The organism is Fibrobacter intestinalis, assembly GCF_900167415.1.
Lineage (GTDB): Bacteria > Fibrobacterota > Fibrobacteria > Fibrobacterales > Fibrobacteraceae > Hallerella > Hallerella intestinalis.
Genome location: NZ_FUWU01000080.1, coordinates 1 through 9,566, shown reverse-complemented (window position 1 = coordinate 9,566; position 9,566 = coordinate 1). Strand labels below are relative to the sequence as shown.

Annotated in this window: 7 protein-coding genes; all 7 read left to right on the top strand. The window is 48.1% G+C overall.

Translation table 11 applies throughout. The annotated features are described in order from the left end of the window. Positions 1 to 1,083: hypothetical protein (locus tag B5D40_RS14115; RefSeq protein ID WP_234978179.1), on the top strand; the 1,083-nt coding region annotated here is incomplete at its 5' end. A gap of 38 nt (positions 1,084 to 1,121) precedes the next feature. Continuing rightward, complete coding sequence (locus B5D40_RS14110) at positions 1,122 to 2,021, top strand: hypothetical protein (RefSeq protein WP_078777432.1); 900 nt, start codon at positions 1,122 to 1,124, stop codon at positions 2,019 to 2,021. Positions 2,022 to 2,024: 3 nt separating this feature from the next. Beyond that, on the top strand, positions 2,025 to 2,720 hold the full coding sequence (locus tag B5D40_RS14105; protein WP_078777431.1) for a PGAP1-like alpha/beta domain-containing protein: 696 nt from the start codon (positions 2,025 to 2,027) through the stop codon (positions 2,718 to 2,720). Continuing rightward, positions 2,717 to 3,652, top strand: a complete 936-nt coding sequence (locus B5D40_RS14100) for a hypothetical protein (protein ID WP_143394324.1) — start codon at positions 2,717 to 2,719, stop codon at positions 3,650 to 3,652. The genes B5D40_RS14105 and B5D40_RS14100 overlap by 4 nt, the downstream gene beginning before the upstream one ends. Before the next feature lie 3 nt (positions 3,653 to 3,655). Next, positions 3,656 to 6,004 carry a PGAP1-like alpha/beta domain-containing protein gene (locus B5D40_RS14095; RefSeq protein ID WP_078777429.1) on the top strand — a complete coding sequence of 783 codons (2,349 nt, stop codon included), beginning with the start codon at positions 3,656 to 3,658 and terminating at the stop codon, positions 6,002 to 6,004. Positions 6,005 to 6,044: 40 nt separating this feature from the next. Then, on the top strand, positions 6,045 to 6,875 hold the full coding sequence (locus tag B5D40_RS14090) for a hypothetical protein (protein WP_078777428.1): 831 nt from the start codon (positions 6,045 to 6,047) through the stop codon (positions 6,873 to 6,875). 12 nt (positions 6,876 to 6,887) lie between these two features. Next, positions 6,888 to 9,566, top strand: a 2,679-nt coding sequence (locus B5D40_RS14080; RefSeq protein WP_144319712.1) for an esterase/lipase family protein, incomplete at its 3' end; no start/stop codon positions are given.

Below are 9,566 nucleotides of genomic sequence, written 5' to 3'. Positions count from 1 at the left end.
AAGAACGGGATTTTCGATTTTGAGCCGCGCAAATACGGCTACGACAACCTGCTCCTTTTGCAGAAGGACAACCAGAACACGGTCACGGTCTCGACGGTGAACAAGATCGGGCTCTCGAACACGCAGCGTTTCTACTACCTGTTCAAGGCGACGGGCAACCTGCTGGAGCCGCTGTGGCCGCTGCCGGGCGTGGCGGTGAACCGCGTGTCGGGTTTCAGTGCGCACGTCTCGGTCCTGGACTACCAGGGATTCTCCGTGGTGTCGGCGAGCGACGCGATTTTCCAGGACACGTCTTTGCCTTCCCCCTCCTCGTTTTTGCCGATGACGCGCGTCCCCTCCGGGAACCGGGACGCCATTTTCAATTCCGAAAGGGAGATGTCCGGCCTTTCCGGGGGCTACGTCTGGCAATTTTGCACGGTCACGATGGATTCCGTGGGCGGGACCCTGGACAGCTCCGACTTCTACAACGTGCCCTTCACGGTCGATACGGTTCCGCCGTCGTTCCGCCTTTCCGCGGAGGCTTTCGCCCTCAATCCGGACAGCGTCTCCTTCCTCGCGCGCTTCGCGTGGGACGACGCGGGGGTCGAAAATCCCGACATCCGGGCGATGCGCTGGCAATTGTCGAGGGTGGACGGCGGCTTGGCGGATTCCCTGGAGCTTTCCTCCCTCTACGACGTGGCTTCGCAGGACTTCGCCGTTCCCTTCGATTCTGCAAGCCGGAAATTTTTGGCGGAGGACGGCCTTTACCGCGTGAGCGCGTACGCCGTGGACAATGCCGCCCCCAATGCGTCTGCCTACGATGCCGTGAACGCGTTGGTGTCTAAAATCGCGGACGGCACGGTTTCGGCGGGGGATTGGGAAAGGGTGCAGGGTCTGGGGCTGAACGCCGGGTCGGCATCCGCGGAATTCCGGGTGGACAGGACCCCTCCCGTCCTGAAGTTCGACACGGTGGGTGCCGTCGTTCCCGAAGGTGCCTCCGCCGTCGGGGAATACGCGTCGCTGGAGCGTCCCCATCGCCGGGAAGGGTTCGCCTACGTTTCGGACGACAGCCTGCTTTCCGTCGCCTACACCGTCAGCTCATAATTCACAATGATTTAGTAGTTTTTTTTATTTTTGCCACTATGAAAAAGAACAAAAAACGATTGATTTTAGTGGCTAGCATTTTGCTAAATGTTTCGGCAAGTGCAAGTCTTTGGGGGTGCTCGGAATTAGAAGCGCATGATGGGCCGATTGAGTGGGATGATACGAGAACAACAGGGAAAGTCATCGGATTTATAGATGACTCTCTTGTGATTGTAAGCGATTGGCGGGGGTGGTCGCAAGAATTGGCTACGTTTATTACAAATAATGGTGGCTATCGCACGGGCGTTGGGCATCAGGGCTTGCGTGTGTATAATTATCGAGTCCAGGAAAACGGTCCGAGATGGATTGATTCGCTTGACAATGATGATACGGAAAGTTTTACCTATTTGGTGGGGCAGTTGTCGGATTCCGTAATTTGGGGCGGAAATGGAAATGATTCTTTTTCATTTTGGAAATTGGGCCAGAGGCCTACTGTTGTGAATGCGGCTGTTTCTAAAGATGGCTGCAATGTAACATTCAAACAGGAAAAAATGAGAGAGTGGCTGAATGGAGAAATAATTTTAAGGGGACCTCTTGGAGCAAGCGGTGATACATGTCAGTATGCTGTTTTGGATACGATTTCGAAAACGATTACGTATAAGAGATTGAGTGGTGATTTAAAATGGATTGAAATATGCGATGATGTTCGGGCTTGGGGGGAGGATGTGTATTGCTTTATGCCTGGAGAGCAGGCTTTCGAAGCAGTTTTCTTGCGAAACGGAAAAGACTCTATTGATGTTCCTGTAAAATTTACTATAGGGGATTTTTGGGGAAATGTTTTACGGCCTAATGCGAATTTGTGTAATCTAACTGATGGTGTGGTTGCTTGTTCTGGTGTTGAATGGCGGGGTGGTTTGTCGTTTTATCAAAATGATGAAGTCGTTGTTGAATTGGAGTAGTGTATGTCCAAAAGAATAGTTTTGTTTTTAATTCTTACCATAATTTGTGAGTCGTGGTCTGTACCCAAGCCGATGGAAAGTATCACGAATTACAATGTGGTAATGGTTCACGGTGCCTATGAATCTAGTAAGGGGATTGCAGAAAGTAATGGGTATGCCGAAGCATATAACGATTCATCCTTTCTAGGAGACGCGTATCTTGGAAAGTATGACGGAAACGAACGCATTGTCAAATGGCTTTCGAATAAGGTGTTTGAGGAGCCGGATATTGGTAAGGCGCGCAGCCCTTTAAATTCTTACATTTATCACTGGCGTTCGTTTACCAATCCTGCAAACAACTCCATAAATAACGTAATTGAACTTGGCGACAGAACTTGGAATAAGGACAAGAAATTTGGTGGTCGTCGTGCCTTGGTGGAAGAAGCACAAGAGGTAAAGGCTTCCGCTGTAAATGATAGTGGAAAGATTATTCATGGACAAGAGGCTCTCGAGATCATCCGCAAATACCCCGACCTTTACCGCCAGCTTGCATCCCGCTACATTCTTGTCGGTCATTCTATGGGAGGGGTTGTTTCTCGCGAATGGATTCAGAACAGCAATTACTATCATGACGAAGTTGACAAAGTGATAACACTTGATTCGCCGCATGAGGGGACGGGGGCGTTGAACATGCAGATATACAAGGAGGGCGAAGTTTGAAAAAGTTTGGAAATGTGGCGCTGATTGCTGTTGCGATGGCGATGCTTACATGCGTAGGCATGTGGGGGTGCTCCGATTGGTTTCCTGAAGACGGGGAAAGAGAGTTTTTTGATTATTTTAGTGATTCTCAAATTGTTGGCTTTATAGATGATTCTTTGGTAATTGTTGCCGATGACAAAGAATGGTCTCAAGAAACTAGCGATGGATACGCTATCGGGGGGCGAGGACATCAACGCCTCCGTGTATTCAATTACAGGGTTCAAGAAAATGGCCCCAGATGGACGGATACATTGGACAATTTTAACGAAGAATGTAATTATGTCTTGGGGCAGTTGAGTGATTCTGTTATATGGGGTGGGCGAACTGCTCGTTATACTAAGGTATGGAAAGGTCCTGTGATGACTTTTTGGAAAATAGGCGGGAAACCGGTCGTGCATCAAATTTCTGTAAAAATGGAAGGGTGTGAGATCGGTTTTCCTGTTGAAAGTTTACGCGATTGGCTTGATGGACTTATTTTGTCTTTGGGCACAATCTACTCTGCGCCGAATATGCATACCATGTTGAATGCAGGCGGTGATACGTGCCAATATGCCGTTTTGGATACGGTTGCCAAAACACTTACTTATAAGCGGCTTGATGAAAATTTAAAGTGGATTCAGAAGTGCGATGATGTTCGGGCATGGGGCGATGATGTAATTTGTTCTGTTGCTGGAAAGCGGCTTCTTGAGGGGAATATTTTAAAGAACGAAAAGGATACACTTTTAGCTCCGTTGGCATTTAGTAAGGGAATCTTTTGGGGAAATATGATAGAACTTCGGGCAAATATATGTAGTCTTGGTAATCAAGAAATTTCATGTCTTGATTCTGCGTTTACATGGCGCGAACCTTTAAAATTTTATAAAGGCAACGATGTTGTGGTGAATTTGGAGTAAAGTATGAGAAAGTGGATTGTTCTATTTTTGATTTTGTTGATTGTTTGCGAATCATGGGCTGTTCCCAAGCCAATGGAAAGTTTGACGAACTATAACGTGCTTCTTTTACATGGTGCATACGGACATAAGAATGATGATGGAGAATTGCAAGGCTTTGAGGAAAATTCAAATCTTCCGCAAGCTTACGATGCGACGAATTATCTTGGCAATGCTAATATTGGCCGTTATGTTGAGAAGGTGGATGAGAAAAAACCTCGTTTGAACCAATGGCTGAGAACGAGAATATTCGAGGAGCCTATATACGACAGTGCCTATGAGGCTGTGCATAATTCCTGCGTATATCACTGGCGTGCTTTTTCGCTTCCTCCTAATAACTCCATCAACAACGCTTTTGAACTTGGCGACAGAACTTGGAACAAAGGTAATGAAAAATTTGGCCATCGTCGTGCTTTGATTGAAGAGGCGCAGGAAGTGAAGGCTTCTTTTTACGATCCTGTTGAAAAAAAGTTTGTATATGGACAGCTGGCATTGGATTCCATCCGCCAAAATCCTGACCTTTACCGTCAACTGGCTTCCCGCTACATTCTCATCGGTCACAGCATGGGTGGTGTTGTAGCTCGTGAGTACACGCAGAATAGTGACTACTATCACGGCGACGTGGACAAGGTGATAACGCTCGATAGTCCGCATGAAGGGACTGGTGCCCTTGAAATGCAGCTAGACTTGGTCGGGCATAAATGGGAAGCGTTACAAGGTGTTTCCACTTCCCTTGTCGCTTTATCGCTGGCGAGTCTCAATATGCGAGGCAATTTCATGGCAAAATCGGTCGCCATATCGAGTCTCTCCTGGGCGACATTGTTGGGATTGACAAATTTTGTAGCTCCGTTTTTTGTGGAAGGCAACCTGCAGGATTATTCGGAAGACGACCCTTTGGTCAAGTATGTGAACCCGGGGAAAGGTGAAAAAGGCAATATCTCGTATTTGAAGAAAATTTCTCCAAGCGAAAATCAACCCATGTTCAGGCTGATGGGCGGCGAAAAGAGCATTACGTATTCGGATCCGTTCAAGAAGGTTACCGATTGGACGGGATTATTTGTTCCCGAAGCCCTCACTCAGGCCATGATGAATTTCTTTTCGCAGCTTGCGGAAAGCGACGATGCCATGAGTTCGGAGGCGTTCGCCCTTGCATCTAAAGCAGCCACGATGGGATTGGTTGTTTCCGCGGCTTCACGGGAACAGGGGACGAGCATTGTTCCCAAGGCGTCTAGCTGGGCGGAAAGTACGGAAAGTCTGAAAAGCAGTGTTGCCGATGTTAAGCGTTGGCGTTTTAACGCCGCCCCGCATGCCGATGCTGAAGCTTGGAGAACGGCGAATGTCGTGATGACGACAGTAAGTGCAGTGTGCATGGCCGCAGACGTTGCTTTGGCATGGTTCGAGGGGGCAAGAGTTGCGGCGAATGTGGCCGCCGTTGTGGGATCTTCGATTACTTTATCGAACATGCTTTTTTCATTACTGTCTGAAGACTTGATCAATGAAATTTCGGATTCGCACAATCTGCCCATTGACAATGTGTACGCCAATCAAAATACCTGGCATGCCGATTACTCGAATACGGTTTCCCCGATTGCGGGGTCTTCCGTAAACGACACGACGATAAATCCGTTGATCATGGAGGACTTCCTCTACGAGCGTCCGTTCGTGAACCTGGCTCTCCTGGACTCGGCGACGCTGGACTCTCTGCAAATGAACCCGGAAGCGAAGCAGAACCGCAACTGTTACTATCTGGGTAATCGTGAAAATGCAAAATGTGCGGTGGGGCTGTTCGCGAAGGCCGACGACTTTCGTTCCGCACAAAGAATGCAGCCAGTCTCCGCCCTCGTCCCACTCCGCTTCCGTTCCTCCTCCGACTGGTCAAGGATGGGTGTGAAGGTGGACCGCTGGGAACGCGTGGACGGCCTTACGCCCGACGGCGACCCCGCCCCGAAATCCGTGCCCATCCGCCACGTGGAACGCTACGCGGTGCCGTCCATCGCCGTGGACGACTGGATTGAAAAGTATTCCTTCGTGGTGGACGACCTGATGCCCCACCGCCTACGGCAAATCCGCATGAACTTCAACTATCAGGAAGAAATCGCTTGGGAGTGCGATATATCTAAGGATGCGCAAGCGAGCGACGCGTGCGTCGTGTACAAGCGCTCCGGCGGCGGGGAGTGGGCGGTCGATTCCTCTGTCGGCGACAACGGACGTGTCAGGCATCCCGTTCAAAAGAACGGGATTTTCGATTTCGAGCCGCGCAAATACGGCTACAGCAACCTGCTCCTTGAGTCTTATTTTAATTTATTCTTTGTTTAGCGTTTATTATTTTCTACCTTTTGCCTACTATGGAGAAAGTATGAAAAAACAATTAAACATTTATTTGTTTTTCCGGTGGACTTTTGTATGTGTAGGCCTCTGGGGGTGTTGGCATGAATCGGTGGAAGATGTTTCCAGCTCTAAATTGATTGGTTATTCCGGAGATTCTTTAGTTGTGTTTATAGAGGAGAAAACGGAAGAAACTTGTCTGGCGAAACCATTGGGCGATGATTGTTCTACAAGGGAACTGGGAACTCGAATTGTAGTGAATAATTTTTATACGGAAGAAAATGTTTGGAAAAGTAGCAAAATCAAAGATAAATATGTTACAAATGTTTATGATTTGATAGATGACACGACTGTAATAGAGCTTGACAAGAAAGAAGGGCGCTTTCACAAATGGACTTTGGGGAAGGGGTCTGAAGATTTGGGTTATTTTGAATGGTCTGGCTGTAAACTTCTTGAAAAAATCGGTTCCATTCGTCCTTGGGGAGATGGTTATTGGCGCTTGATAGGAAGTTCTGAAAGTTGCGGTTATGCAATCGTGGATGTGGAAAAAAAGAAAATAACAGGCTATGAAAATCTTGAGAATTTTGCAAAAGGATGTTCTGATTTGTGGGATCATGAGGGGGTTAAGTATTGCGTAGGCGCAGTGAAGAAGGATACAGTAATGTCTTATTATGAACGTTTTTTAGCGGGTGCCATGATAAAAAATAGTGGAGGGATAAGTGATACTTTATGGAACGATCAAATTGAAGGGGCTGCTTTGAATTCTTATCACGCAGTCATATTTAAAAATTCGTTTGTCTGCTATTTGAATAATTACTATAAAATCGATTACAATAAAGTAAAAATGGTGTTTGATCATTGATTGAGGGACCAAATGAAAAGAATAGTTTGTTACATCGCATTGATTACTTTTTCCATTTGTTTTGGCAAACCGATGGAGAGCATAGAACGTTATAATATTATTCTTGTACATGGTGCTGCCGATAGTTTGTCTGGAATGGACTGCAAGGCGAATGATTTATATGAGGCGTACTCGTATTACAACCCTGATAAAGATGAAGTGTTTGGTCGCATAAAAGGTTATGTTCAAGAATCTGGCGCACTGTGGTGGAAAGATGAAAGCCGATCAACTGCTACGGGGATGATGAAAACGTTGCCGGACTGGATAAATGAAAAAATTTTGGACGGAGACGTCAATGATCGTTTTGGAATATACCTAAATCGTCCCTTTCTGAATCCAGCAAATACACCTATAGTGAATGGTGGCGAAATAGGCAATCGAAAATGGAAGGGACGTGACAATTGTAAAGTTAGACGTTCGTTGCTAGAAGAAGCTGAAGAAATGAGAAGTCATGGGCGTGATTCTTTACTTCTATTAAGAAAGGGAGCTTCTATTTATAGGGGATATGAGGATTCTGTTGGCTACCACACTCACCGCAATATCCTTATTGCCCATAGTATGGGAGGCCTTGCCTCTCGCGAGTATGTTCAGGGAGATGATTATAATGGTGATGTTGACAAGGTAATTATGTTGGATAGCCCGCATAAGGGAACGTATTCGCTAGATGGACTTTTATACATGAAGCATTACGTGACGACAAAGGCTGCGCAAACTTACACGCAAATGGCGCTGGTTAGCGGCCTTGCGTGGATTCTTGGGAAAAACGACATAGTAATGAACCAGACCGCACTTATGGCCGTTGCAACAGGAATGACTTCTACAAATGTCGTCAATGGTTTGGTCGATGCGATTGTTGACCTGGCTTTAGGCTATGGTTTTGAAGATGGGGATCCTTTGGCGAATTATGTTGTTCCAGGTTCCAGCGACTTGGAAAAGTTGAATGGCAAGGAATGGAATGACAAAAGTCCTATGTACAGGGTTTTATATGGTGTGGGCGGTCTGACTTTTGGCTCCAATAAGGAATACTTGCAACGGTATTTTTCGGTAATGATTCCTGAAGGATTGTTCGCCATGGTGAAGAATATTGTTGCGCAGATTTCGCACACGGAAATAGACAATCCCGCTTACTGGAATAACATAGTGGCTGGAGGGGCGCTCGGTCTTCTTGGTGGCCTTTCTCTTTCTGACCAAGGGAGCATTTTGATTCCGCATTGGTCTGGCGCTGGAGAAAATGTGAGAGTATTTGATGCTCCCGGAGCCGATGTTGTAAAAGTTCCTTTTGCGGCAAATGAAAATGTCGATAATTCAAATACGGTCACGACTCTTCTCGGCATTCAGTCCGCAACGATAGCAGGTCTTTATGCAAGTGAAGCATTGAATGTCTTTTCTCCCGCAGCTGTTGCGGCAGCCAAAACAGGCCTTGCCGTATCGGCTGGAGCGGCCATGGCTGCATTTATAGGCCCGGCTACGATTGAGGCTATCAAGGACATGACAGAAAACCACAAAAATCCTTCGCAGGATTATTGGCACGAAAAACAGAAATCTAAGAAGAATTCCTATACAAAAATTTTGGGCGGTTCCGAAAGTGTTGAGTCCTATTTGCTTGAGGATTTTCTGTACGAAAAACCGTTTGTGAATTTGGCTGTGAACAATGAAAATGATTGGACGGAATCTATCGATTCAACAAAAATGGACTCGTTAGGATTGTATGGAAAGAATGGCGGTTTGGCTGTAAAACCAATGGAAGCAATTCGAAATGCTCCCCTCCGCTTCCGTTCCTCCTCCGACTGGTCAAGGATGGGCGTGAAGGTGGACCGCTGGGAACGCGTGGACGGCCTTACGCCCGACGGCGAGCTTGCCCCGAAATCCGTGCCCATCCGCCACATGGAACGCTACGCGGCGCCGTCCATCGCCGTGGACGACTGGATTGAAAAGTATTCCTTCGTGGTGGACGACCTGATGCCGCACAGGTTGCGGCAAATCCGCATGAACTTCAACTATCAGGAAGAAATCGCTTGGGAGTGCGATATATCTAAGGATGCGCAAGCGAGCGACGCGTGCGTCGTGTACAAGCGCTCCGGCGGCGGGGAGTGGGCGGTCGATTCCAGCGTCGGTGACAGCGGACGTGTCAGGCATCCCGTTCAGAAGAACGGGATTTTCGATTTTGAGCCGCGCAAATACGGCTACGACAACCTGCTCCTCTTGCAGAAGGACAACCAGAACACGGTCACGGTCTCGACGGTGAACAAGATCGGGCTCTCGAACACGCAGCGATTCTACTACCTGTTCAAGGCGACGGACAACCTGCTGGAGCCGCTGTGGCCGCTGCCGGGCGTGGCGGTGAACCGCGTGTCGGGTTTCAGGGCGCACGCCTCGGTGCTGGGCTACCAGGGATTCTCCGTGGTGTCGGCGAGGGACGCCATTTTCCAGGACACGTCTTTGCCTTCCCCCTCCTCGTTTTTGCCGATGACGCGCGTCCCCTCCGGGAACCGGGACGCCATTTTCACTTCCGAAAGGGAGATGTCCGGCCTTTCCGGTGGCTACGTCTGGCAATTCCGCACGGTCACGATGGATTCCGTGGGCGGGACCCTGGACAGCTCCGACTTCTACAACGTGCCCTTCACGGTCGATACGGTGCCGCCGTCGTTCCGC